This is a genomic window from Azospirillum formosense (genome assembly GCF_040500525.1).
GTDB lineage: Bacteria > Pseudomonadota > Alphaproteobacteria > Azospirillales > Azospirillaceae > Azospirillum > Azospirillum formosense_A.
The window spans coordinates 1,495,454-1,519,809 of sequence record NZ_CP159402.1; the positions used below are offsets into that span (position 1 = coordinate 1,495,454).

General features: G+C 69.0%; 18 protein-coding genes. 6 read left to right on the plus strand and 12 right to left on the minus strand.

Annotated features, from left to right (window positions below; all coding sequences use genetic code 11):
• Nucleotides 1-129: 129 nt before the first annotated feature.
• The 4 genes from metH to ABVN73_RS07185 form a co-directional block, all read right to left on the minus strand.
• The gene (metH, locus tag ABVN73_RS07170; RefSeq protein ID WP_353857405.1) at nucleotides 130-3,621 is read right to left on the minus strand and encodes a methionine synthase; all 3,492 of its coding nucleotides are present in this window, start codon (nucleotides 3,619-3,621) and stop codon (nucleotides 130-132) included.
• A 64-nt stretch (nucleotides 3,622-3,685) separates the two neighbouring features.
• Nucleotides 3,686-4,159, minus strand: coding sequence for a DUF29 domain-containing protein (locus tag ABVN73_RS07175; protein WP_353857406.1), 474 nt, complete (start codon nucleotides 4,157-4,159; stop codon nucleotides 3,686-3,688).
• A 53-nt stretch (nucleotides 4,160-4,212) separates the two neighbouring features.
• Nucleotides 4,213-5,094 (minus strand): methylenetetrahydrofolate reductase [NAD(P)H], encoded by an 882-nt coding sequence (metF, locus tag ABVN73_RS07180; protein WP_353857407.1) that lies wholly within the window; start codon nucleotides 5,092-5,094, stop codon nucleotides 4,213-4,215.
• Nucleotides 5,091-6,074: a metalloregulator ArsR/SmtB family transcription factor gene (locus ABVN73_RS07185; RefSeq protein WP_353857408.1), complete on the minus strand. Its 984-nt coding sequence runs from the start codon at nucleotides 6,072-6,074 to the stop codon at nucleotides 5,091-5,093. The genes metF and ABVN73_RS07185 overlap by 4 nt, the downstream gene beginning before the upstream one ends.
• A 413-nt stretch (nucleotides 6,075-6,487) precedes the next feature.
• Between ABVN73_RS07185 and ABVN73_RS07190 the strand changes: the two genes are divergently transcribed.
• The 3 genes from ABVN73_RS07190 to ABVN73_RS07200 all read left to right on the plus strand — a co-directional run bounded on the left by ABVN73_RS07190 (nucleotide 6,488) and on the right by ABVN73_RS07200 (nucleotide 9,621).
• Entirely contained in the window at nucleotides 6,488-7,264 is a 777-nt protein-coding gene (locus ABVN73_RS07190) for a VacJ family lipoprotein (RefSeq protein ID WP_353857409.1), read from the plus strand.
• A gap of 92 nt (nucleotides 7,265-7,356) precedes the next feature.
• A complete protein-coding gene (locus ABVN73_RS07195; protein WP_353857410.1) occupies nucleotides 7,357-7,974 on the plus strand; it encodes an ABC transporter substrate-binding protein in 618 nt (205 codons plus the stop codon).
• Between the two features lie 171 nt (nucleotides 7,975-8,145).
• The gene (locus ABVN73_RS07200; RefSeq protein WP_353857411.1) at nucleotides 8,146-9,621 is read left to right on the plus strand and encodes a pentapeptide repeat-containing protein; all 1,476 of its coding nucleotides are present in this window, start codon (nucleotides 8,146-8,148) and stop codon (nucleotides 9,619-9,621) included.
• A gap of 51 nt (nucleotides 9,622-9,672) precedes the next feature.
• Here ABVN73_RS07200 and ettA read toward each other — a convergent pair whose 3' ends face one another.
• Nucleotides 9,673-11,349, minus strand: coding sequence for an energy-dependent translational throttle protein EttA (ettA, locus tag ABVN73_RS07205; RefSeq protein ID WP_353857412.1), 1,677 nt, complete (start codon nucleotides 11,347-11,349; stop codon nucleotides 9,673-9,675).
• 123 nt (nucleotides 11,350-11,472) lie between these two features.
• Between ettA and ABVN73_RS07210 the strand changes: the two genes are divergently transcribed.
• Entirely contained in the window at nucleotides 11,473-11,940 is a 468-nt protein-coding gene (locus tag ABVN73_RS07210) for a YaiI/YqxD family protein (RefSeq protein WP_353857413.1), read from the plus strand.
• Between the two features lie 4 nt (nucleotides 11,941-11,944).
• Here ABVN73_RS07210 and ABVN73_RS07215 read toward each other — a convergent pair whose 3' ends face one another.
• Together ABVN73_RS07215 and ABVN73_RS07220 are read right to left on the minus strand one after the other, a co-directional pair.
• Nucleotides 11,945-13,336: an exonuclease domain-containing protein gene (locus ABVN73_RS07215; RefSeq protein ID WP_353857414.1), complete on the minus strand. Its 1,392-nt coding sequence runs from the start codon at nucleotides 13,334-13,336 to the stop codon at nucleotides 11,945-11,947.
• Nucleotides 13,337-13,355: 19 nt separating this feature from the next.
• On the minus strand, nucleotides 13,356-13,934 hold the full coding sequence (locus ABVN73_RS07220; protein ID WP_353857415.1) for a hypothetical protein: 579 nt from the start codon (nucleotides 13,932-13,934) through the stop codon (nucleotides 13,356-13,358).
• Between the two features lie 523 nt (nucleotides 13,935-14,457).
• Here ABVN73_RS07220 and ABVN73_RS07225 point away from each other — a divergent pair.
• On the plus strand, nucleotides 14,458-14,898 hold the full coding sequence (locus ABVN73_RS07225; protein ID WP_353857416.1) for a hypothetical protein: 441 nt from the start codon (nucleotides 14,458-14,460) through the stop codon (nucleotides 14,896-14,898).
• A 207-nt stretch (nucleotides 14,899-15,105) separates the two neighbouring features.
• Nucleotides 15,106-15,516, plus strand: a complete 411-nt coding sequence (locus tag ABVN73_RS07230) for a hypothetical protein (RefSeq protein WP_353857417.1) — start codon at nucleotides 15,106-15,108, stop codon at nucleotides 15,514-15,516.
• Nucleotides 15,517-15,541: 25 nt separating this feature from the next.
• Here the strand turns inward: ABVN73_RS07230 and bfr are convergent, their stop codons facing one another.
• From bfr to glgB, 5 genes are all read right to left on the minus strand, one after another.
• Nucleotides 15,542-16,027, minus strand: coding sequence for a bacterioferritin (gene bfr, locus ABVN73_RS07235; RefSeq protein ID WP_353857418.1), 486 nt, complete (start codon nucleotides 16,025-16,027; stop codon nucleotides 15,542-15,544).
• 123 nt (nucleotides 16,028-16,150) lie between these two features.
• Nucleotides 16,151-18,340: a 4-alpha-glucanotransferase gene (gene malQ / locus ABVN73_RS07240; protein ID WP_353857419.1), complete on the minus strand. Its 2,190-nt coding sequence runs from the start codon at nucleotides 18,338-18,340 to the stop codon at nucleotides 16,151-16,153.
• Between the two features lie 225 nt (nucleotides 18,341-18,565).
• The gene (locus ABVN73_RS07245) at nucleotides 18,566-19,603 is read right to left on the minus strand and encodes a response regulator (RefSeq protein ID WP_353857420.1); all 1,038 of its coding nucleotides are present in this window, start codon (nucleotides 19,601-19,603) and stop codon (nucleotides 18,566-18,568) included.
• An 87-nt stretch (nucleotides 19,604-19,690) separates the two neighbouring features.
• A complete protein-coding gene (gene glgX / locus ABVN73_RS07250; protein ID WP_353857421.1) occupies nucleotides 19,691-21,841 on the minus strand; it encodes a glycogen debranching protein GlgX in 2,151 nt (716 codons plus the stop codon).
• Nucleotides 21,842-22,019: 178 nt separating this feature from the next.
• Nucleotides 22,020-24,284, minus strand: coding sequence for a 1,4-alpha-glucan branching protein GlgB (glgB, locus tag ABVN73_RS07255; RefSeq protein WP_353857422.1), 2,265 nt, complete (start codon nucleotides 24,282-24,284; stop codon nucleotides 22,020-22,022).
• Nucleotides 24,285-24,356: the final 72 nt, after the last annotated feature.

Genomic DNA, 24,356 nt, shown 5'->3' on the forward strand with positions numbered 1-24,356 from the left:
ACGCTTTGGGAACCGGCTTGGAGGGTCCGCGGCGCCGGTTCGAGCCGAACGTAAAAGGCCTCCTTTCCCGTGCGACACGGGAAAGGAGGCAATGTCCCGGTTCAGGCGCCCCGGTTCAGGCGCCCCGGGTCAGACGCTGAAATACTTCGCCCGCGGGTGGTGCAGGACGATGGCCGACGTGCTCTGCTCCGGGTGGAGCTGGTGCTCGTCGGACATCTCCACGCCGATCCGCCCGGCGTCGAGGAGCGTCAGAAGCTGCTCCTGGTCGGCGAGGTTCGGGCAGGCCGGGTAGCCGAAGCTGTAGCGGCTGCCGCGGTAGGCCTGCTGCAGCAGCTTCTCCTTGTCGCGGCTGTCCTCGGCGCCGTAGCCCAGCTCGGCGCGGATACGGGCGTGGACGTATTCCGCCATCGCCTCGGTCATCTCCACCGACAGGCCGTGCAGGTAGAGATAATCCTGATAGCGGTTCTCGGCGAACCACTCCCGCGCCACCTCGGCGCAATGCTGGCCCATGGTGACGATCTGCAGTCCCAGCACGTCGCGCTCGCCGTCGTTCACGTCGCGCAGGAAGTCGGCGATGCACTCGCCGTCCTCCTTGGCCTGACGCGGCAGGGTGAAGCGGGCGACCTCGCTGGTCCCGTCCTCGGCGAAGAGGATGACGTCGTCGCCGTCGGCCGCCGCCTTCCAGTAGCCGTAGACCGCCTGGGGCCGCAGGATCTCCTCCTTCGCGGCGATCTGGAGGATGCGGTCGAGCACCGGACGAAGCTCCTTCTTCGCCCACTCCTTGAACTCCTCGAAGGACTTGCCGTCCTTCCGGTAGCCCCACTGGAGCTGGTAGAGCATGCGCTCGTTCAGGTAGGTCACCAGCGTCTTCAGCGGCACATGCTCGATGACCTTCGGCCCCCAGAAGGGCGGCGTCGGCACCGGCACGCCCTCGCCCAGACGGGCGCGGCGGGCGCGGGCGGCGTCCTTGTCCACCGGGCCGACGGCGGCGCTGGTCGCCTGCCCGAGCACGCGGCGGCGGTTGACCGCCCGCCCCGCACGCTTGGCCTGCTGGATGGCGAGCTGCTGGTCGAAGCTGCCGCCCACCACCTGATCCATCAGGGTCAACCCGTCGAAGGCGTCGCCGGCATAGGCCACGCGGCCCGAGCCGTAGGAGGCCACGCAGTCCGTCTCCACATAGGCGCGGGTCAGCGCGGCGCCGCCGAGCAGGACGGGGACGTCCAGCCCCTCGCGGGTCATCTCCTCCAGATTCTCGCGCATGACGACGGTGGACTTCACCAGCAGGCCGGACATGCCGACGGCGTCGGCCTTGTGCTCCTTCGCCGCCTGGATGATCGCGCCGACCGGCTGCTTGATGCCGAGGTTGACGACCTTGTAGCCGTTGTTGGTCAGGATGATGTCGACGAGGTTCTTGCCGATGTCGTGGACGTCGCCCTTCACGGTGGCCAGCACCATGGTGCCCTTCTGCTGGCCGTCCAGCTTCTCCATGTGCGGCTCCAGCCACGCCACGGCGGCCTTCATGGTCTCCGCGGACTGGAGCACGAAGGGAAGCTGCATCTTGCCGGCGCCGAACAGCTCGCCCACCACCTTCATGCCGTCGAGCAGGTAGGTGTTGATGATCTCCAGCGGCGGGTGGGTCTTCATCGCCTCGGCGAGATCGTCCTCCAGCCCGGTGCGGTCGCCGTCGACGATGCGCTCCTTCAGCCGCTCCTCGACGGTCTCGGCGCGGGCCTTCTTCTTGGCGTCCGCGGCCTTGCGGCCCTCGAACAGTGCGATGAAGGCCTGCAGCGGGTCGTACCCTTCCGCGCGGCGGTCGAAGATCAGATCCTCGGCGGTCTTGACCTCCTTCTCGGGAATCTGGTGCAGCGGCATGATCTTCGACACATGCACGATGGCACCGGTCATGCCGCGCTTCACCGCATGGTCGAGGAAGACCGAGTTCAGGACGTGGCGGGCCGCCGCGTTCAGGCCGAAGGAGACGTTGGACAGGCCCAGGATGATCTGGCAGCCGGGCATCTCGCGGCTGATCGCCTCGATGCCCTCCAGCGTCCAGATGGCCAGCTTGCGGTCGTCCTCGTTGCCGGTGGCGATGGTGAAGGTCAGCGGATCGAACAGCAGGTCGTGGGCCGGCAGGCCGAACTCGTTGACCGCGAGATCGTAGAGGCGCTTGGCGATGGCGAGCTTGCGCTCCGACGTCTTCGCCATGCCCTCCTCGTCGATGGTCAGGGCGATGACCGCCGCGCCGAACTTCTTGGCGAGCGCGAGGCGCTTGCGCGCCGGCTCCTCGCCGTCCTCGAAGTTGATGGAGTTGAGGATGGCCTTGCCGCCGTAAAGCGCCAGCGCCTTCTCCAGCACGATGTATTCGGTGGAGTCGATGACCAGCGGGGCGGTGACCGAGCCGGCGAAGCGCTGCACGACGGCCTTCATCTCCGCCACCTCGTCGCGCCCGACGAAGGCGGTGCAGACGTCCAGCGTGTGCGAGCCCTCCTTCACCTGCTCGCGCGCCATCTCGACGCAGCCGTCCCAGTCGTTCTTCTCCTGAAGCTCGCGCCACTTCTTGGAGCCGTTGGCGTTGCAGCGCTCGCCGATGGCGAAGAAGGCGTTCTCCTGGCGCAGCGTGACCTGGGAGTAGAGCGAGGCGACCGCGGGCACCCAATGGACTGTGCGGCCCTTCGGGTTCGGGCGGTGCGAACCGGCCGGGGCCAGCTTGCGCAGCATCTGGTTGGCCGCCGCGATGTGCGGGACGTTGGTGCCGCAGCAGCCGCCGACGAGATTCACCCCGTCCTCGGTCACGAAGCGCTCCAGCCAATGGGCGAAGTCGTCGGCGCGCAGCGGGTAGTGGGTCTTGCCGTCGACCAGCTCGGGCAGGCCGGCGTTCGGCTGCACGGAGACGAGGCCCGGCCAGTTCTGGGTCAGCCACTTCACATGCTCGCTCATCTCCAGCGGGCCGGTGGCGCAGTTGAGGCCCATCAGCGGCACGTCCAGCGCCTGGATCACCGTGGCCGCCGCCGCGATGTCGGTGCCGACCAGCAGCGTGCCCGTGGTCTCCACCGTCACCTGGACGAAGACCGGCGTGTCGCTTCCCGCCTCGGCGCGGGCGCGCTTGATGCCGTTGACGGCGGCCTTGATCTGCAGCGGGTCCTGGCAGGTCTCGACCAGGATGGCGTCGGCGCCGCCGGCGATCAGGCCGGCCGCCTGCACGAAGAAGCTGTCCTCAAGGTCCTGATAGGGGATGTGGCCCAGGCTGGGCAGCTTGGTGCCCGGCCCGACCGAGCCGATGACGAAGCGCGGCTGTCCGTCCGTGAAGGTCTCCGCCGCCTCGCGCGCCAGCTCGACGGCGCGCTGGTTGATCTCGAACGCCTTCTCGGAGATGCCGAACTCGCCCAGCGTCACCGGGGAAGCGCCGAAGGTGTCCGTCTCCACCATGTCCGCGCCGGCCTCGAAATAGCCGCGGTGGATCTCCCGCACGATGTCCGGGCGCGAGAGCGGCAGGATGTCGGTGCAGTTCTCGTGCCCCCAGTAATCCTTCTCGACGTCGAGATCGAGCGCCTGGATGCGGCTGCCGAACCCGCCGTCGCAGAGCAGGACGCGGTCGCGGAGAGTGTCGAGAATGTGCGGCATGGGAAGGGTCTGGTCCGTTTCGGAAAGAAGGTCGGGCGGAAAGCGTCAGAAGGTCGTCAGCGGTTCACTCAAGGCCATGGCGGTTCGCGGGCCACCAGTCGTGATCAAGCACCTGTTCCAGCGTGTAGGGGCAATCCTGTGGGACGGCGTCTTCGGACACTCCATCCCGGGCGAGACCAAGGACGGCCAGACGGCGGGCGTCCCGGTGGGCGCGCCCAAGGTCGATTTTCCTGCGCAGGCTGGGGCTGGCGTCGATCTCGTCCCAGGCGGCGATGCGGTGATTGACCACCGACTCCCGCCATCCCAGCCGAGGGTCGGAGGCCGGCGAATGTTCGAGCTTCAGAAGATGCTCGATCACCCGCTTCAAAGCGCTGCCGAGCGCCTTGGCATCCGAACACCCCATGCCCTCGATCTCCTCCGCCACATGCTCCCAGTCGATGGGCGTGTTCAGGCGTTCGCGGGCGGCTTCGCGGAGAAGGCGGGCCTGTTCCTGGGTCCAGGCGTAGAAGTCGTCGTCGTAACCGATCCGGCTGTCCATGGCCCTTCCTCCGCGACCGCGATCATCCGCAACACCCTAGCACAGGGGGGCGGTCAGGACACCGCCGGCTGCTTCGCCTTCACCCCCAGCATCCGGCAGATGGCCACCGTCAGCTCCGAGCGGTTGAGCGTGTAGAAATGGAAGTCCTTGATGCCCTGGGCCTGGAGCGCCTGGCACTGCTCCGCCGCCATGGTCGCGGCGACGAGCTGCCGGGTCTCCGGATCGGCGTCCAGCCCCTCGAAGGTCTCGGCGAAGCGCTTGGGCATCGCCGCTCCGCACTTGCCGGCGAACTCCACCGCGCGGGCGAAGTTGGTGATCGGCAGGATGCCGGGCACGATCGGCACGGCGATGCCGGCGGCGGCGCAGCGGTCGAGGAAGCGGAAATAGGCGTCGTTGTCGAAGAAGAATTGGGTGATCGCCCGCGTCGCCCCGGCGTCCACCTTGCGCTTCAGGTTGTCCAGGTCGAACTGCGCGCTCGGCGCCTCCGGATGGGATTCCGGATAGGCGGCGACGGAGATCTCGAAGTCGGCGACCTTCTTCATCCCCGCCACCAGATCGGCGGCGTAGGCGTAGCCGCCGGGGTGCGGAACGTAGCGTCCGCCGACCCCGCCCTCGGTTTCCGGCGGATCGCCGCGCAGGGCCACGAGGTGGCGGATGCCGGCGTCCCAATAGGTGCGGGCGATGGCGTCGATCTCCTCCCGCGTCGCGCCCACGCAGGTGAAGTGGGCGGCAGCGGGGATGCCCGTCTCCTTCTGGATGCGCGTCACCGTGTTGTGCGTGCGCTCGCGCGTCGAGCCGCCGGCCCCGTAGGTCACCGAGACGAAGGACGGGCCGAGCGGGGCCAGGCGCTGGATCGCCTGCCACAGGCTCTGTTCCATCTTCTCCGTCTTGGGCGGGAAGAATTCGAAGCTGACCGACGGGGTGCCGGACGTCATGACTGGGCTCCGCTGATGGAGAGGATGGAGGGGTCGGCCGGGGATGCGCCCTTCGCGGCGCGCACCGCCGGCCAGATGGATACGGTAAGCGGTTCGCCCGGCAGATGCACCACGGCTCCGCAGTCCAGGCCGCAGTGGCGGCACCAGGCGGCGACCTCGGCGTCGGAGAAACCCAGGCGGCGGTGCGCGTGCTCCGCGCGCAGGGATTCCAGGCCGTGGGGAGCGAAATCGACCACCAGCAGCAGGCCGCCGGGCCGCAGCACCCGCGCCGCCTCGGCCAGCAGATCGGCCGGCGCCTCCGCGAAATGCAGCACTTGGTGGACGACCGCCGCGTCGAAGGACCCGGACGGGAACGGAAGCTGGTACATGTCCGCCTGCCGGACGTGGCAGTGGCGGAGCGCCGTGTCCTCCAGCTTGGTGCGGGCGATGGACAGCATCTCGCGCGACTGGTCCACCCCCACGGCGCGCCGGGCCCGCGGGCCCAGCACCTCCAGCATGCGGCCCGTGCCGGTGCCGATGTCCAGGAGATCGCCGATTCCGTCGGCGGGGATCAGGCGCAGCAGCGCCTCCTCCACCTCGCGTTCCGGAACGTGGAGGGAGCGGATCTCATGCCAGCGGGCGGCGTTCTCGCGGAAATAGCTGGCCGCCGCTTCGGAGCGGGCGCGCTTGATCGCCTCCAGCCGCTCCAGGTCCAGCGTCAGGGTCGGGTCGTCGGACGGAATCGCGTCCACCAGGACCCGCGCCAGTTCCGCCGAGGCGCCGCGCTCCGTCAGCCGGTAAAAGGCGAAGGTGCCCTCGCGGAAGCGGTCCAGAAGCCCGGCGTCGCACAGCAGCTTCAGATGGCGCGACACCCGCGGCTGACTCTGGCCCAGAATCTGGGTCAGTTCCGTCACCGTCAGCTCGCCATGCGCGCACAGCGCCAGCAGCCGGAGCCGCGTGGTCTCCGCCGCCGCCTTCAATGTCGCAAGCAGTTCGTCCATGACCGCCGGCACCGCCCCGAAACGCCCCGAAGGACCGGCGGACCACCACGGCCCGCCATGCGGGATACAGATATAAAGATATCTTTATGCAGCGTAAACACGTTTTCACCGGACTCCCCCTTCCAATCGGGGAGTTCCGGCCGACGCGCCGCCCGGACGCGGCGCGAAGGGCGCGGCAATCCTACCACATAGGGCGGTATCCGTACGGTGACCTCGCGTGGCACGCTGGTCAAAAGGCGGCGCCTGTGTTAGGCACGGAACAAAGGGATCGCGCGGATTTTCCGGGCGATGTCCTGTCCGGCAGCCTCCGTTGCCGCCCCGACGCAGGGTCTCACCCCTCGGACGTGGCGCGATGGGGCCGCGGAATCGGATGCCCCGCCCAAAAGTCGTGTCCCCAGAAAGAGCCGTCGCCGATGAAGCTGGCCAACCTCTCCCGCTCCCTTCTTCGCTCGGCCGCCGTGGCCGTCGTCGCCCTCGGCATGGCGGGCTGCGCGACCGCGCCCGGCAGCAACGAAGCCGACGCCACGGTCAGCGATCCGCTGGAGATTCCCAACCGATTCGTCTTCGCCGTCAACGAGACCGCGGACATCCTGCTGATCCGCCCGGCGACGGAGGTGTATGTGGGCGTCGTCCCCGACCCGCTGCGCCAGGCGGTTCACAACTTCATCCAGAACCTGCTCGGCCCGCTCTACATCGCCAACAACCTGCTGCAGGGCGATTTCGAGGGCGCCCAAGTCGCCACCGGCCGCTTCATGACCAACACCATCCTCGGCCTCGGCGGCCTCGCCGACGTGGCGACGGAGGCCGGGATCGGCGACCGTCCGGAGGATTTCGGCCAGACGCTGGGCGTCTGGGGCGTCGGCCCCGGCCCCTATGTGGTCCTGCCCTTCCTCGGGCCGTCGAACGTCCGCGACACGCTGGGCTACGGCGTCGACACGCTGGCCGACCCGTTCCGCATCGGCACCAACGCCGCCGGGGCGGACAACGCGATGTACGGGCGGACCGCGGCCGCGGGTCTGGACCGGCGCTCGCAGCTCCTGCGCGAGATCGACGACCTTCGCAAGAACTCGCTGGATTTCTACGCGACGGCCCGCAGCCTCTACGCGCAGCAGCGCCGCGCCGCGATCGCCAACGACATCGCGCCGGCGACGCCGGAATTCCCCGATTTCGACGAACCCGCCAAGAAATAAGGAGGAGGCCTGCCGCGGTGCGACCGTCCGCGCTCGATCCTTTGCCGATTGAGTGTTGACAATGGCCCCGCGGCAGCCACTTTTGCCTTGCCATGCTGACACGTCGCCTGTTTCTCGTGTGCGCGGCCCTGCTCGCGGTGAGCAGCTGGGCCGCCCGTCCCGCCGCCGCGCAATCGGCCGATCCGGGCGCGACCGCGTTCATCCAATCGCTGGGGAACGAGGCCGTCGCCACCTTCTCGAACAAGAGCCTGTCGCGCGAACAGGCGGTGCAGCGCTTCCGCGCCCTGCTCTACCAGGGCTTCGACGTGGCCTACATCGGTCGCTGGGTCCTGGGCCGCTACTGGAATTCCGCCACGCCGCAGCAGCACGACGAATACCAGAAGCTGTTCGAGCGGCTGATCGTCAACACCTACGCCGATCGCTTCGTCGAATATTCGGGCGAGACCTTCCGGATCACCGGGTCCCGCGTCGAAGGCGAGGCCGACACCATGGTCAGCACCCAGATCGTCCGCCCCAACGGCCCGCCGGTGAACGTGGACTGGCGCGTGCGCAAGCGCGACACCGCCTACAAGATCATCGACGTGGTGGTCGAGGGGGTCAGCATGGGCGTGACCCAGCGGCAGGAGTTCGCCTCGGTCATCGGTCAGAACGGCGGGCGGGTCGAAGGGCTGCTCCAGGCGCTCCGCCAGAAGGTGGGAAGCGCCGGCTGATCCTTCGCGCCGGGAATGACAGGATCTTCGCACGGGCCGCCTTCGGGCGGCCCTTTTTCATGGCCGCGTTTTCATGGGGGGGCAAACGGCGATTCCGTGACGAACACCGTCGGAAGAGGTATGGTCGCGCCCGAAGCCTCTCTTGTGTTGCAGCAGCGGGCGCCCCATCCGATGGCCGACCGGACTCCGAACGAGATCGACCAGATCAAGGCGATCATCCTCGCCCACCAGACGTGGCTGACACGCCGCGGCGGGCGGCGGGCCGACCTTAGCTTCCGTGACCTGTCGGGCCTCAACCTCGACCGGGTGAACCTGAACGGGGCGAAGCTGGCCGGAGCCAATCTGGTCGGCGCCCGCCTCGTCCGGGCCGATCTCTCGCAGGCCGACCTGTTCGGTGCCGACATGGAGGGGGCGAACCTGACCGCCTCGACCCTGATCGGGGCCGATCTGCGCGGCGCCAACCTGCACCGGGCCATCCTGACCGACGCCAACCTGCGCGGCGCCGACTTCCGCGCCGGGTCGCTGATGAGCGGAACGGGCGACAAGCCGCGCAGCGACGGCGTCACCCGCCTGACCGAGGCCAAGATGGAGCGCTCCATCCTGGCCGGCGCGAACTTCACGGGCTGCGACCTCAGCGGCGCCGACCTGAACGACGCCGACCTGACGGGCGCCGACATGACCGCGGCCGTCCTGGTCGGCGCCGATTTCTGGGGCGCCACACTGGACGGCGTGACCTTCGACGGCACGACCATCGACGAGGCGACGCTCGACCGCAACTACCTGCCCGCCTCCCTTCCCGAGAACGCCATCGTCAAGCCGGCCTACAAGCCAATGCCGTCGGGCGCCTTCCTGGAGGCCGTCGCCGAACACGAGCGGTGGGTGAACAGCCAGGGGGCGGAGGGCCGCCATCTCGATCTCGACCTCGTGTCGGTGATCGGGGCCGACCTGACCGGCCGCGTTCTCGCCGCCGCGCGGCTGCGCCGCTGCCGCCTGATGGGCGTGCGGCTGCGCAAGGCCAGCCTGGAGATGGCCGACCTCTCCTACACCGAGATGATCGGGGCCGACCTGACGGAAGCCTGCCTGAACGGCACCAACCTGCGCCGCGCCGGTCTCTCCCGCGCCGTCCTCGCCCGCGCCGACGCCCGTCCCGCCCGGCTGTCCGGCGACCGGCCCTGGCCGGCCAATTTCGACGGCGCCAACCTGACCGGCGCCGATTTGCGCGACGCCCGGATGGAGGGCGCGGTGCTGCGCTCCGCCAAGCTGGGCGGGGCGAAGCTCGACGGCACGGGGATCACGGTGACGGTGGACACCGCGCCGCCGCCGGAGCCGGAGGAACGGCGGGCGCAGAAGCGCTACGCACAGCCCTGTCTGGTCGTCCAGACCGACCGCGGCGCCCACTCCTCCCGCAACTGGTCGATCGGCGGAATCTGCCTCTACGCGCCGGACGATCTGTTCGAGGAGGGCGAGACGATCGACGGCCGCCTGTCCATGGCCGGGCGGGACGACGTCACCGCCAGCGCGCGGATGGTGGTGGTCCACAAGGGCGTGGGAAAGGGACAGGTGTCCGTGCGCTTCCACCAGTACGGCGACGATCTCAAGCAGCTCTTGAAGACCGCCTTCCTGGAGCATCAGAAGCTGGAAGGGTAACCGGAAGAGGCCCCCTCCCCCGAAGCGGGAGAGGGGGTTCGCCGAAGCCGCTCAGGAACGGACCAGCGGCTTGTACTTGATGCGGTGCGGGTTCACCGCGTCCTCGCCCAGACGGCGCTTCTTGTCGGCCTCGTAGGCTTCGAAGTTGCCCTCGAACCACTCCACATGGCTGTCGCCCTCGAAGGCCAGGATGTGGGTGGCGAGGCGATCGAGGAACCAGCGGTCGTGGCTGATGACCACGGCGCAGCCGGCGAAGTTCTCCAACGCCTCTTCCAGGGCGCGCAGCGTGTCGACGTCCAGATCGTTGGTCGGTTCGTCGAGCAGCAGCACGTTGGCGCCGGACTTCAGCATCTTGGCGAGATGGACGCGGTTGCGCTCACCGCCGGAGAGCTGGCCGACCTTCTTCTGCTGGTCCGGACCGCGGAAGTTGAAGGACGAGACGTAGGCGCGGCTGGGCATCGACTTCTTGCCGAGGTCGATGATGTCCAGCCCGTCGGAGATCTCCTCCCACACGGTCTTGTTCGGGTTCAGCGAATCACGGCTCTGGTCGACATAGCCCAGCTTCACCGTCTCGCCGACGCGGAAGGCGCCGGCGTCCGGCCCGTCCTGCCCGGTGATCATGCGGAACAGGGTGGTCTTGCCGGCGCCGTTCGGGCCGATCACGCCGACGATGCCGCCCGGCGGCAGGCGGAAGGACAGGCCGTCGATCAGCAGGCGGTCGCCGAAGCCCTTGTTGATGCTCTCGGCCTCGATGACGACGTTGCCCAGGCGCGGCGGCGTCGGGATGACGATGCGGGCCTCGCCCGTCGTCTCCTTGCCGCTCTCGGCCAGCAAGGTCTCGTAGGCGGAGATGCGGGCCTTGCTCTTGGCCTGACGGGCGCGCGGGGACTGCCGGATCCATTCCAGCTCGGTGGCGAGCTGCTTCTGGCGGGCTTCCTCGGCGCGGCCTTCCTGCTCCAGGCGCTTCTGCTTCTGCTCCAGCCAGGAGGAGTAGTTGCCCTCCCACGGAATCCCCGACCCACGGTCGAGTTCGAGGATCCAGCCGGTCACGTTGTCGAGGAAGTAGCGGTCGTGGGTGACCAGGACGACGGTGCCCTTGTAGTCCTCCAGGTGCTTCTGCAGCCACGCCACGGACTCGGCGTCCAGATGGTTGGTCGGCTCGTCGAGCAGCAGCAGGTCGGGCTTCTCGAGGAGCAGCTTGCACAGCGCGACGCGGCGGCGCTCACCGCCGGACAGCTTGGTCACGTCGGAATCGCCCGGCGGGCAGCGCAGCGCGTCCATGGCGATCTCGACCGTGCGGTCGATGTCCCAGGCGTCGGCGGCGTCGATCTTCTCCTGAAGCTCGGCCTGCTCGGCCATCAGCGCGTCGAAGTCGGCGTCCGGGTCGCCCATCGCCTCCGACACGGCGTTGAAGCGGTCCAGCAGGCCCTTGGTCTCGGCCAGGGCCTCCAGGACGTTCTCCTGCACCGTCTTCGTCGGGTCGAGCTGCGGCTCCTGCGACAGATAGCCGACCTTGGCGCCCTGCGCGGCCCAGGCCTCGCCCGAATAGTCCTTGTCCAGGCCGGCCATGATCTTCATCAGGGTCGACTTACCGGCGCCGTTGACGCCGAGGACGCCGATCTTCACGCCGGGCAGGAAGGACAGCCAGATGTTGTCCAGAACCTTCTTGCCGCCGGGGTAGACCTTGGACAGGCCCTTCATCACATAGACATATTGATAGGACGCCATGCGCCGCTCCGACCCTTCTGCACAAAAAGGAAAAATCCAGGACGCCACCCGCGGCGCCACTTCGCTCGCCCAGGGTTTTAGCGCATAAGGACGCGGCATGAAACGGCGAAGGAGGGAAGCCGGGTGGTCGAGATCTATGTGGATGCCGATGCCTGTCCGGTAAAGTCGGAAATTTACCGGGTGGCCGGCCGCAACGGAATCAAGGTTTGGATCGTCAGCAACGGCCCGCTCCGCCTGCCCAACGAATGCCTGTCGGAACTGGTGGTCGTCGGGTCGGAATTCGACGCCGCCGACAACTGGATCGCCGAACACGCGACCGAAACCGACATCGTGGTCACCGCCGACATCCAGCTCGCCGACCGCTGCGTCAAGAAGCGCGCCGTGGTGATCGGCCCGACCGGCCGCCCCTTCACCGAGGACAGCATCGGCTCGGCCATCGCCACCCGCGCGCTGATGCAGGACCTGCGCGACATGGGCGTGGTCAGCGGGGGCAACAAGCCGATGAGCCAGCAGGACAAGTCGAAGTTCCTGCAGACGCTCGATCAGGCAGTCCAGGCGCTGAAGGCCGGGCGGCGCCCGAAATGGCGGTGAGGAGTCACTCCGGCAGCGCGCCGGCCTGACCGGCGGCGAAGGCTCGCGCCTGCCCGTGCGTGACGACCCCGCGCCGGTCGAGCTGCTTCAGCAGAGCCGCCGCCAGTTCCGCCTCGACCAGCGCCGGAGCGAAGGGCCCCATGCGGCGGTCGGTGGCGATGCCGCGGGCGGCGGCCAGCCGCTCCAGCGATGCTCCTTCCAGCGCCGGGTCGAGGGCCGCGGCCAGCCGCGCGAGGTCGAGCGTCGGCGGCGCCTCGGGCTCCGGCAGGCCGGCGTCGCGGCAGGCGCGGGCCAGCGTGCCGAGCGCCGCCTCCACTCCCCAGCCGACCACCGCGCAGCCGCGCAGGGCGTCGGCGATCACCGGCCAAGCGGCGGCGAAGGGACGGGCGCCCTCCACCATCGCCGCGGTCACGCCGTGGATCGCGGTGCCCTCCGCCGGGATCGGCGCGCCGGGATCGATGAACAGCTCCAGCGACAGGCTGCGGAAGACGCGCGGCCCGACCATCCGCACCGTGCCCACCGCGACGACCGGCCCCTCCTCCGCCCGCCCGGTGGCGGTGGCGACCCACAGGCTGACCATCGGCAGGGCCAGCAGCGGGTCCTCGTCGCCGAGATGGACGGGGCGGGCGTTGGGGCGCAGGAGCAGCCGCTCGCCGGACAGCAGCGGTTGCGCCTCCCCCGCCTTCGCCGGGAAGACCAGGGCGATGCCCGATTGAAGCCCCAGATCCTTGACGCGGACCGGCACCTCGCCCCCCTGGGCGCGGCGCAGCAGGGCGGAGACCATCTGGCCGTCCTCGCGCGCCCGCTCGATGGCGCGGAACAGCTCGGGGCGCGACAGGTGGTCATAGATGTCGGCCCCCGCCGCCAGCCCGAGATGGGCCGAGGCCGCGGGGTTCAGGGTGTCGACCCGCCCGAAGTCGTCGAGCACCACCACCGGTTCCTCCAGCGCGGCGATCACCCCGGCCAGCCGCTCGCCCGGCCGGTTCTCGCCATGACGGCCATGGCGAAGCGCCTCCGCCGCCGCCCGCGCGAGGTCGCCGGCCTCGTCCTCCTTGGCGTCGGCGGCAAGGGCGGCGGCGCTGCGCCCGCGCCACGCCGACAGGGTCTCGCGCAGCCGTCCCAGATCGCGGAAATGGCGGTTCAGCCGGGCGAAGGCCATCCACAGCGCCAGCACGCCGAGCCCGACCGCCCCCATGTCCAGTAGGGAGCGCTCGGGGTCGGCGACGGCCAGCCGCCCGATCTCCACCCCCAGAAAGGCGAGCGCCATGCCCGCCACCGCAAAGCCCAGCACCGCCGAACGCCACGCCCCGCCCCGCATCGGGCCGCCTCCACACACCGTCAGGATGTCGGGACTGTAGCGCCCCCGGACGCCCGCGGAAAGGGAGCGGGCGGACAAGCCCCCCGCTCCTCTCCGGCTAGTTTGCCGCGAAGCAATAGAGCAGCCCCGCCCCGCCCGTGCTCTTCAGGGCGTCCTGGCTGCAGCCGCCGCGCGTCAGGTGCGAGCTGTTCCAGGATTTGGCCGGCGGGTCGTCGCTCAGCCCGATGCGGTCGTGATGGCCGACCATGGCGGCGCCCTCCGTCCCGCTGCGGGTCCAGTTGCCGCAGGTCCGGTCCTCCGCGCCGTCGAAGGCCCGGCCGTCCGGTTGGCTGCCGGTCAGGATGTCGTGGGTGTTCGGAGTGTCGCCGCGGCCTTTGACCGTCTCGCCGGTTTCGGTCAGCCCGGTCTGCTTGGTCAGGCCGTTGGTGGCGTGCAGATCCTCCACATTGCGGGCGATCACCTGCCCCTTGGCGTTCTGCCAGGGGCCGGCGCCGATGCGGTCGCGGGCGTTCACCGCGGGCCGCCCATCCGCCGCCTGGGTGGAGAGATAAGCCTTCCAGTCGCGGTTCCCCGCCCCGACGGCCTGCGCCAATTGCTGGCAATGGCGGTCCGCGCCCTCCAGGCCGCCGAGATCGGCGCCCTTCCCCGATCCGACGCTGGTTATGAAGAAGCTCATGCCCGCGGGGCCTCCGCCTGCGGAACCGCCAGACGTCTGCGCGGGAGCCTGCGCCGCCGTCAACAGAACCGCCGCCGATAGCGCAGCGCCGATACCGGCCCCAAAGATGGTGCGGACCATGGATGCCCTCCCCTGACTTCTTGTTCAAACGATGGTGGATCGTGGACGCCGGGACGGACCGCTTTATTCCCGCATCCTTTCGGCGCATCCCCCGGCCGCATGGCCGATCCTTTTTTTTCCCCTTCCGATGCGGCGCGGAATCCTTATGGTCCCAGGCGGTCCCGGCACGCTGGCCCGTCCGTAGGATTTAGTACGAATTTCGAACCATTTTATCCTCATAACGATAAAAAGCTTCGGTCAACTCAAAATAATAATGAGAGAAAGCGTGAACGAACACACGCCTTCGTTATCGGCCCTTTAAACATTCAAAGACTTATTCGGCGCCTGTTAATCGCTCATTAAGGCAAATCCGGCAGATTTGGTCTTGCGTTCTCCTTCACATTTTTTGGGTCCGGCGATGGTGATGGTGTACCACCCTTACGCGCTCCAGCATCGGCAGGAACGGCGGTCCGGGCGCAAGCTCGCGCTGGCCTTGATCGTCGCGCTCGGCCTCCCCCTGGCGGTGGGCGCCGGCTACACCCTGGAGACGGTGCGCGGCTACGCGGTGCAGGCCCGCCTGGCGCAGGCGGTGGACGCGGCGGCGCTGGCCGGTGGACGGGTCATGTTCGACGACCAGCGCGACGGCCACATCCGCAGCTTCTTCGACAACGCCTTTTCCAGAAGCTTCCTGGGCGCCCACACCGCGGTGCTGAAGATCGAGGACGACACGCGCAGCGGCGTGCTGACGGTGCACGGGCAGGCGACGGTGAAGGCGCTCTTCACCCGTGTCCTGGGCGGCGGCGATCTGATCGTGGAAGCGCAATCGGTCGTCCGCCGCAACGTCCGTGGCCGCAAGGGGTCTTAACCCCTTCGAACCGCAATCCCCGGCGCCCTCCCGGCGCCGTCGGATGGACGGCCACCACGGCGCCGCTCCCCTGCCCGAATTTTTTAAGGCATCGGGAAGGTTTGCGCTGATACCATGGGGGTCCTGGCCCACCCACACCCCGCGCCGCCACCCGTGTCCAGCATCCTGCCCCTGTCATCGTCGTCGAGCGCGCCGTCCCTGTCGGGGATGAGCAAGATTCGCCAGATGCTGGCCAGCGAGGCCATCGCGGTGCAGCCGATCCGGCGCGTGCCGGGGGAACAGGAGCGCCGGCGGTCCGACGACATCTCGGCCACCGACGATGCGCTGAAAAGCGGAAGCCGGACGGAACTGGGCGAGGCGGAGGGAAACCGCGCCGGTCGCGCCGGTTCCTCCTCGGCGTTCGCGCTGGACGACGCGGAGGCCGGCAACCGGCCGGTCACCGGCGCGTCGCCGCGCCTCAGCGCCATGCCCAACGCCGGCTTCCTCGCGCAGAGCATCCATCAGGACGCCATGGGCAGCGGCCTGCACATCGAACCCTGGTCCGCCGCCATCTCGGCCTACCGCAAGGCCGACGCGGCGGCCTATGCCGCCAGCGCGTCGGCCGGGATGTCCGTCTAGGCGGCGGACCGCTCCCCATCGCTTGTTAGGTCGAGGAATCCTCGCCGTAGATCTGTTCCTGCTGGTAGGCGGTCAGGCCCACGCGCTGGATCAGGTCGAGCTGGGTTTCCAGCCAGTCGATGTGCTCCTCGGTGTCCTCCAGGATTTCCCGGAAGATCTCGCGGCTTTGATAGTCGCGCACCGCGTCGCAGTCGGCGATGGCCTCCAGCAGGTTGCCCCGGTTGTGGCTCTCGATGCCGAGGTCGGCGGTGAACATCTCCGGCAGGTCCTCGCCGATCTTCAGCTTGTGCAGGTCCTGCAGGTTGGGAAGTCCTTCCAGGAACAGGATGCGCTCGATCAGCTTGTCGGCGTGCTTCATCTCGCCGATGGATTCCTCATAGACCTTGCCCGCCAGCCGGTGCAAACCCCAGTTCTTCAACATGCGGGCGTGCAGGAAATACTGGTTGATGGCCGTCAGCTCGTTCGTCAGAATCGTGTTGAGGTGCCGGATAACCTTCGGATCACCTTTCATCTACCCCTCCGTCTTGATTGGCCGTGCGGCGTGGCGCGCGGCGCGCTGTTCTTTTGCCCGACGACTGGCGCCGAGTGTAAGCCAATAGCGCAGGATCGCAATCGGCTTCCGGTTCGGCTGGCTTCAGGACCGCTCGCCGCGCACCGCCTCGGCCAACCGGCGCAGCCCCTCGTCCCCGGCCATTGCCTCCACCGGCACGCCCAGGCGGCGGCGCCAGTTCGGGTGCTGGTCGACCGTTCCCGGCAGGTTCGGCTGCTCCTCCTCGCCCAGCGCGTCCTCGATCTGCACCATGGCGATGCGGCCCGGCGAGCGGGCGAGGTAGCGGTGAACCGCCTCCATCAGTTCGCGCGAGAAGGGCTGCGAGCCCTCGTTGTTCGGGTAGCGGACCGGGCGCAGCCCTTCCCGCTCCAGCGCCTGGAGCATCCACCAGCGGTCCACCCCGCGGTCCCAGACGTCCTTGTTCCGCGCGGCCTCGTCGGGATAGAGGTCGAGCCGGGCCCGCCAGTCGAGGTCGCGGTTGGTCCAGAACCCCTTGAAGGTGGCAAGGTCGTGGGTGGTCACCGTGACCATGGCCCCGGCGGGATACTCCTGCGGCGCCTTGAACCCGCCGTCCGCGCTGCGCTCGAAATAGAGCACGCGATAGCTGAGGATGCCCGTCCGCTCCAGCGCCGGGCGGAAGCCCTCCGGCACGGTGCCGAGATCCTCGCCGATGACGATGCAGCGGTTGCGCCGGCTTTCCAGCGCGATGATCCGCAGCAAGTCCTCGAACGGGTACTCGACATAGGCGCCGTCGCTGCCGTCCGCCGGAATCCAGAACAGGTGCTGCAGCGCCATCACATGGTCGATGCGCAGCGCCCCGGCGTGGCGCATGTTGGCGCGCAGCGTGGCGATGAAGCTGCCATAGGCCGATTCGCGCAAGCCCACCGGCGACAGCGGGGCGAGGCCCCAGTTCTGCCCCTTCATGTTGAACTGGTCCGGCGGCGCGCCGACGTTGGCCCCCTGCACCAGGATGTCCGACTCGCCCCAGGCCGCCGCGCCGCCCGGATGCGCCGCCACGGCGAGGTCGCGGTAGAAGCCGATGGGCAGCCCGGCCCGCCGCCCGCGCTCCGCCGCCGTGCCCAGTTGGCGGTCGGCCTCCCATTGCAGATATTCGAAGAACGCCACCCGCTCGGCCTGCTCGGCGGCAAAGGCCTGGACCTCCGGACTGTCCGGAATCCGGAAGGCCGGCGGCCAGCTCCGCCACATCCACTGGGAGGGGTCGCGGCGGTAGAAATGTTCGTGCAGCGCCTCGAACACGGCGTGGCGGCGCAGCGGCTCGCCCATCTCGCGCCGGAACGTCTCGAACGCCTCGCGCCGCGCGTCGCTCCCGCCGAGCGCGCGGAAAGTCGTGTGCAGCGCCTCCAGCACCGGCATCTTCAGGGCGGAGACGGCGGGATAGTCCACCAGCTCCGTCGCCCGCACGGCGGCCAGCCGCTGCCGGAACTCCTCCGACGCGATCAGAGCCTGCGCCTGCGGCGTGTCCGCCAGCTCCGGCACCCGCTCCACGTCGATGTAGAGGACGTTGAGGAAGGTCCGGCTGCTCGGCGAATAGGGGCCGATGTGGTTGGGGTCGGCCGGGAACAGGGCGTGCAGCGGGTTCAGCCCGACCAGCCCGGCCCCGAGCCCCGCCGCCGTCTCGGCGAAGCGTCCGAGATCGTCGAAGTCGCCGATGCCCCAGTCGTCGCCGCTCTTCAGCGCGTAGAGCTGCAGCCCGATGCCCCAGGTCCGCCCGCCGGGAACCACGTCCTCCACCGTCAGGCAGCGCTGCGGCGCGACGATCAGCACCGTGCCGCCCTCCAGCGTCCCCCCCACGCCCTGGGGCCGGATCACCACCGACAAACGGTGATAGCCGAGCGGCAAGGTCGGCGGCAGGCGGGTCGAGACGGTGCGCCGCTCGTAGGCCACGCCGTCGAGCACCCGCTGCTCGGCCAGCGGCAGGTTGCCGACGCGCAGCGACGCGCGGTGGGCGAGCCCACCCTCCTCGGTCAGCGTCCAGGTCAGTTCGGCGTCCTCCAGCCCGGCCGGGACGGCCAGGGCGAGGCTGAGCGGCGCGCCCTCGTCGATCACCAGGACGGGGGGCAGCATGCGCCGCCACGCCCGGTCCTCCACCGCGTGGAGGCTTGCCGCCAGTTCCTCGCCGTTGCCGGCGGGATAGCCCATGGCGGCGGACAGAGCGCGCTTCGTCGCGTCGGAGGTCTCGCGCCGGTTGCCCCAGATGTCATGGTAGAAGGGCTCGATGCCAAGCCGTTCGGCAAGCCGGTCGAGATCGCTCATTCAGGGGTCCCCGCGTTTGTCGGTCGTGGCGTCTTGGTGGCGTCATCCTGGCCGCAACGGCCTGCGCGCGAGCATTGCGCGTCGGGCCAATTCCGTCCAGCCCCGAACATTCGAATTTTCATATTGACCGCAACGCTTTCGCGCGCGGTGATGGGGCAAGGGTGACAACGCGCCGCAACCCTGGATGATCCCGGCTTCGCCGTCAGCGGCGCGCCCTTCGCCGGGTCATCCCTCCACCGCCTCTTTCGGGGCATTCCCATCGGCCGCCGGCACCGCCAGGGCGGCCCGCGCGGCCTCCGCCTTGGCCTGCGCCATCTGCTCCAGGCGGGTGCGGTAGCCGGTCACGGCGGCGGCGACCTCCGCCATCATCGCGTCGAGCGGGCGGGCCGTGTCCACCGCCTGCATGAGGTCGCGGGCGAGCGAGCGAGCGCTTTCCAGCTCCTCCGCCGCGACGGCGCCCGATTCGGCGTGGAGCCGCAGCCGCTCGGCCATCATCTTCAGGGACTTGGCAACGGACTCCGCCGGTCCCGGTTCGCCCAGATCGTCAAGGCGGCGCAGCAGGTCGTCGAGGAAGGCGGGGACGCGGGCCACATGCTCCATCGCCATGCGCTCCGGCGGGCGGGCGGCCAGGCCGGGGGCCGCGAACTCGATGAGGAAGGCGGCCTGGACGCTGATGCGCAGCAGCTTCTGCTCGTTGACGAAATGGTTGGCCTCGGCCATCAGCTGGCGGGCGTTGATGTGCGCCCAGCGGTTGGTGGCCTTCAGCCGCAGCGTGTTCGGCGCGTCGAGCAGCGGCACCTGGGCGCCCTCGCGCGGCGACTTGCGCCGGTCGGGTCCGGTGTAGTCGGCGGTCACCACAAATTTCTTGCGCGATTCGATCAGGGCGCCCAACCGCTCCTGCACCTGCTTGGGGGAGACCGGCTTCACCAGCAGATCGTCGGCCCCCGCGTTGGTGACGCGCATGACCAGAAGCGGTGTCGGCTGCCACGTCGTGGCGACGATGCAGGCGTAGGGGTTGCGGGTGTCCGGCTCGTTGCGCAGACGGCGGATGAGGCGCAGCGCCTCCGCCTCCTCCCCATCGATGTCCAGCAGGATCAGGTCGGGGGTGGCCGCCACCGCCATGTCCGTCGCGTCCCGGACCGAGCCGTAGGTCTCCGCCCGCTTCATCCCCAGCCGCGCCAGAACCTCGCGCAGGACGCGCTGGGTGTTGGACTGCGTGTCGATGATGGCGGCATCAACCAGGGAATAGTCGTAATCGGGCATGCGTCGATTCCGCGGTAACCGGAGGTGGAAGGGCCACCCCCGGCCAGGACGTTAGCACAGGCGGAAAATACCGCCTATTGACCCGCATCAACGACCGGGCGATTCGACCTGCACGAACACCAGCGCCGTCCGCCCATCCACCGGCATCGTCCGCCCGGCGAGTTGCATCCGCCCGTCGCCGGCCCCGTCGGCCACGCGGGTGTCGAGCACGCAGCGCCAGCCGCGCGCGTCGGGAACCTCGGGCAGGGTGACGTTGACCGTGTCGGTGTGGGCGTTCAGCACGATCAGCAGCACCCCGTCGTCCTGCGACGCCCCGTCCACCCCGGTGTAGCTCCCGGCATGGCCGTTCAGCAGCAGCATGATGCAGCGCGCGTGGCCGTTGCGCCAATCCTCCGCCGACTTCTCCACGCCCTGCGGGGTGTACCAGACGATGTCCTTCAGCCCGTCCGCGGAGGTGCGGCGGCCGTGCAGGAACACCGGGCGGCGCAGCACCGGATGGGCCTTGCGAAGCGCGATCAGCCGCTTGACGAAGGCGAGCATCGGCCCGCCCTCGCCCTTCAGCCGCGCCCAGTCGAGCCAGGACGTCTCGTTGTCCTGGCAATAGGCGTTGTTGTTGCCCTTCTGGCTGTGGCCGAACTCGTCGCCGGCCAGCATCATCGGCGTGCCCTGCGACAGGAACAGCGTGGCGAGCAGGTTGCGCTTCTGCTTGGCGCGGGCCTCGCGGATCGCCGGGTCGTCGGTTTCGCCCTCCACCCCGTGGTTCCAGGAATGGTTGGCGGAATGGCCGTCGCGGTTGTCCTCGCCGTTGGCCCAATTGTGCTTGTCGTTGTAGGAGACGAGGTCGTGCAGGGTGAAGCCGTCGTGCGCCGTGACGAAGTTCACCGACGACCAGGGCCGCCGCCCGCGCTTCTCGAACAGGTCCGACGACCCGGCGATGCGCCCCGCCAGTTCAGGCAGCATGCCCTCGTCGCCGCGCCAGTAGCGGCGCACGGTGTCGCGGTAGCGGTCGTTCCACTCCGCCCAGCCCGGCGGGAAATTGCCGACCTGATAGCCGCCGGGACCGACGTCCCACGGCTCGGCGATCAGCTTCACGTTGGCCAGCGCCGGGTCCTGCCGCACGGCGTCGAGGAAGCCCGAACCGGGGTCGAAGCCATAGGGCTCCCGCGCCAGCACGGTGGCGAGGTCGAAACGGAAGCCGTCGACATGCATCTCCGTCACCCAGTAGCGCAGGCTGTCCATGACCATCTGGAGGACGCGCGGGTGGCTGAGATTCAGGGTGTTTCCGGTGCCGGTGTCGTTGATGTAGAAGCGCGGGTTGTCGGGCAGCAGCCGGTAGTAGCTGAGATTGTCGATGCCCTTGAAGGACAGGGTGGGGCCGAGATGGTTGCCCTCGCCCGTGTGGTTGTAGACCACGTCGAGGATGACCTCGATCCCCGCCTCGTGCAGGCGGGCGACCATGGTCTTGAACTCCGACAGAACGCCGGTGGTCATGTAGCGCGGCTCAGGCGCGAAGAAGCCGACGCTGTTGTAGCCCCAGTAGTTGCGCAGGCCCTGCCCGACCAGATGCCGGTCGTCGGCGAAGGATTGCACCGGCAGGAATTCCACCGAGGTGATGCCGAGCGCCTTCAGATAGTCGATCACCGCGTGGGTGGACATGCCGGCGAAGGTGCCGCGCAGCGGGGCCGGCACCTCCGGGTGGCGCATGGTGAAGCCGCCGACATGCGTCTCGTAGATGACCGTGTCCGACCAGGGAACCGCCGGGTGCCGGTCGTGGCCCCAGGTGAAGGCGCGGTCGACCACCCGGCATTTGGGCATGCCGCGGGCGTTGTCGCGGCGGTCGAAGGACAAATCCTCGCGCGTCGAGCCGACGCGGTAGCCGTAATGGGCGTCGGACCAGCGGAACGGCCCGAACAGCGCCTTGGCGTAGGGGTCGAGCAGCAGCTTGTTCGGGTTGAAGCGGTGCCCCGCCAGCGGCTCGTACGGCCCGTGGACGCGGTAGCCATAGAGCAGGCCGGGCCGGGCGTCCGGCAGATAGCCGTGCCAGACCTCGTCGGTGTGCTCCGGCAGGACGACCCGTTCGACCTCCCGCTGGCCGGTCTGGTCGAACAGGCACAGCTCGACCTTTTCCGCGTGGGCGGAAAAGAGGGCGAAGTTGACCCCGAAGCCGTCCCAGTTCGCCCCGAGGGGATAGGGCTTGCCGGGCCAGACGGCGGTGCGCGTGGCGGTTGAGATGGACATCAGGGCAGACTCACCACGGGCACGGGAGATCGGGCGGAACCGCAAGCGGCTTGCGTCGGGCGCAGCGGGTGACCTGGCCGAAGCGGATAGCCACCTCCTGCAATAAAGGAGCGGCACGCCGGTCGCGTCAAGTGCGGAACGCCGCCCCGCCCTTCTCCCTTCGATCGAAACGCACCCGCTAACCGGCCTTGCGTTCCAACACCAGCGTGCCCAGCGGCGGCAGCGTCAGGTTGATGGAGTGCGGGCGGCCATGCCACGCGGTCTCCTCGCTCTCCACGCCGCCGGCGTTGCCGACGCCGCTGCCGCCATACTCGGGGGCGTCGGTGTTCAGCACCTCCTCGTAGCGGCCCGGCAAGGTGACGCCGACGCGATAGCCGTCGCGCGGCATCGGGGTGAAGTTGCAGACCACGACCACATGGTGCTCGGGGTCCTCGCCGCTCTTGCGCAGGAAGGCGAGGACGGAGTTGTCGCTGTCGTTGGCCTCGATCCATTCGAAGCCCGCCGGGTCGCAATCGGTCTGGTGCAGCGGCTTCAGCCCGCGGTACATGCGGTTCAGGTCGCGCACCAACGCGTGAAGCCCCTGGTGCAGCGGCTCCTCCAGCAGGTGCCAGTCCAGGCTGCGCGCCTCGCTCCACTCGCGCCACTGGCCGAACTCGCCGCCCATGAACAGCAGCTTCTTGCCGGGATGGGCGAACATGAAGCCGTAATAGGCGCGCAGGTTGGCGAACTTCTGCCAGTCATCGCCCGGCATCTTGTTGATGAGCGAGCCCTTGCCGTGCACCACCTCGTCGTGGCTGAGCGGCAGGACGAAGTTTTCCGAGAACTGGTAGATCAGGCCGAAGGTGAGCTGGTGGTGGTGGTAGCGGCGGTGGATGGGGTCCTTCGCCATATACTCCAGCGTGTCGTGCATCCAGCCCATGTTCCACTTGTAGCCGAAGCCCAAGCCCCCGAGATAGACGGGCCGCGACACCGCCGGCCAGGCCGTGGATTCCTCGGCCACCGTCATGATGCCCTGGTTCTGGCCGTAGGTCAGCTCGTTCATCCGCTTGAGGAAGGCGATGGATTCCAGGTTCTCGCGTCCGCCGAAGCGGTTGGGAACCCATTCGCCGGCCTTGCGGCTGTAGTCGAGGTAGAGCATGGAGGCCACGGCGTCGACCCGCAGCCCGTCCAGCCGGTAATGCTCCAGCCAGAACAGCGCGTTGCCGAGCAGGAAGTTCTGCACCTCCGTCCGGCCGAAATTGTAGATCAGCGTGTTCCAGTCCTGGTGATAGCCCTGGCGCGGATCGGCGTGCTCGTAGAGATGCGTGCCGTCGAACCAGCCCAGCCCGTGCGGGTCGGTCGGGAAATGGCCGGGCACCCAGTCGAGCAGCAGCCCGATCCCCGCCGCGTGGCAGGCGTCCACGAAATACTTGAAGTCCTCCGGCGTGCCGTGGCGGCTGGTCGGCGCGTACATGCCGATCGGCTGGTAGCCCCAGGAGCCGTCGAAGGGATGCTCGGTGATGGGCAGCAGTTCGATGTGGGTGAAGCCCAGGTCCTTCACATAGGGGACCAGCCGGTCGGCCAGCTCCCGGTAGGTGAGGAAGCGGTCGCCCTCCTCCGGCACCCGCGCCCAGGAGCCGAGATGGACCTCGTAGATGGAGATCGGCGCGGTCAGGTCGGCGCTGGCCGAGCGGGTCCGCTGCCATTCGGCGTCCTGCCAGTCGTAGGACGGCAGCCCGTGCACGACGGAGGCGGTCTGCGGACGGAACTCCGCCTGGAAGGCGTAGGGGTCGGACTTCAGCGGCAGCAGATCGCCGCCCGCCCCCTTGATCTCGAACTTGTAGCGCTGGCCGACGGTGGCGTGGGGAACGAAGATCTCCCACACGCCGGCTTCCATCCGCTTGCGCATCGGCAGGCGCCGTCCGTCCCACTCGCAGAAATCGCCGACGACGCTGACCCGCCGGGCGTTGGGCGCCCAGACGGCGAAGGCCACGCCGGCCACCCCGTCGATCTCCCGCGGGTGGGCGCCCAGCCGCTCGAAGCTCTTGAGATGGGTGCCCTCGGCCAGCAGATGGATGTCCAGCTCGCCCAGGACGGACCAGAAGCGGTAGGCGTCCTCGAACTCCACCGTCGCCAGCGGGAACTGGACGCGCAGGCGGTAGCGGAAGCGTTCCTTGCGGTCGGGCAGGACGGCGACGAAGAAGCCCTCGTCGTGGACCTTGTCGGCCTCGCCCACCGGGTCGCCCGACGCGCTGTCGACCACCCAGAGCTTTTCCGCGCCGGGGATGAAGGCGCGGACCTCGACGGGCTGGTCCTTGCCGGACTGGTGCATGCCCAGGATCGCGAAGGGATCGCCGTGGTCGGCGCGGACGATGGCCTCGATGCCGCCGCTCAACGGCGACACGGCCTTCGGCGACGCCCCCTGCGCCTTGGCACGGTTTCCCGTTCGGATGTCGTTCGGCATCGGCTGACCTTCCCCTACCCTTGCTCGTTCTTGGGGTGTGAACATAGCGCCGGGGCGTTTGTCACACCACGC

Coding starts and splice junctions, on each gene's coding strand:
- bfr (WP_353857418.1), bottom strand. CDS start 16,027: ATGAAAGGTGATCCGAAGGTTATCCGGCACCTCAACACGATTCTGACG.
- ABVN73_RS07175 (WP_353857406.1), bottom strand. CDS start 4,159: ATGGACAGCCGGATCGGTTACGACGACGACTTCTACGCCTGGACCCAG.
- ABVN73_RS07195 (WP_353857410.1), top strand. CDS start 7,357: ATGCTGACACGTCGCCTGTTTCTCGTGTGCGCGGCCCTGCTCGCGGTG.
- metH (WP_353857405.1), bottom strand. CDS start 3,621: ATGCCGCACATTCTCGACACTCTCCGCGACCGCGTCCTGCTCTGCGAC.
- metF (WP_353857407.1), bottom strand. CDS start 5,094: ATGACGTCCGGCACCCCGTCGGTCAGCTTCGAATTCTTCCCGCCCAAG.
- ABVN73_RS07230 (WP_353857417.1), top strand. CDS start 15,106: ATGAGCAAGATTCGCCAGATGCTGGCCAGCGAGGCCATCGCGGTGCAG.
- ABVN73_RS07200 (WP_353857411.1), top strand. CDS start 8,146: ATGGCCGACCGGACTCCGAACGAGATCGACCAGATCAAGGCGATCATC.
- ABVN73_RS07245 (WP_353857420.1), bottom strand. CDS start 19,603: ATGCCCGATTACGACTATTCCCTGGTTGATGCCGCCATCATCGACACG.
- glgB (WP_353857422.1), bottom strand. CDS start 24,284: ATGCCGAACGACATCCGAACGGGAAACCGTGCCAAGGCGCAGGGGGCG.
- malQ (WP_353857419.1), bottom strand. CDS start 18,340: ATGAGCGATCTCGACCGGCTTGCCGAACGGCTTGGCATCGAGCCCTTC.
- ABVN73_RS07220 (WP_353857415.1), bottom strand. CDS start 13,934: ATGAGCTTCTTCATAACCAGCGTCGGATCGGGGAAGGGCGCCGATCTC.
- ettA (WP_353857412.1), bottom strand. CDS start 11,349: ATGGCGTCCTATCAATATGTCTATGTGATGAAGGGCCTGTCCAAGGTC.
- ABVN73_RS07190 (WP_353857409.1), top strand. CDS start 6,488: ATGAAGCTGGCCAACCTCTCCCGCTCCCTTCTTCGCTCGGCCGCCGTG.
- ABVN73_RS07185 (WP_353857408.1), bottom strand. CDS start 6,074: ATGGACGAACTGCTTGCGACATTGAAGGCGGCGGCGGAGACCACGCGG.
- glgX (WP_353857421.1), bottom strand. CDS start 21,841: ATGTCCATCTCAACCGCCACGCGCACCGCCGTCTGGCCCGGCAAGCCC.
- ABVN73_RS07225 (WP_353857416.1), top strand. CDS start 14,458: ATGGTGTACCACCCTTACGCGCTCCAGCATCGGCAGGAACGGCGGTCC.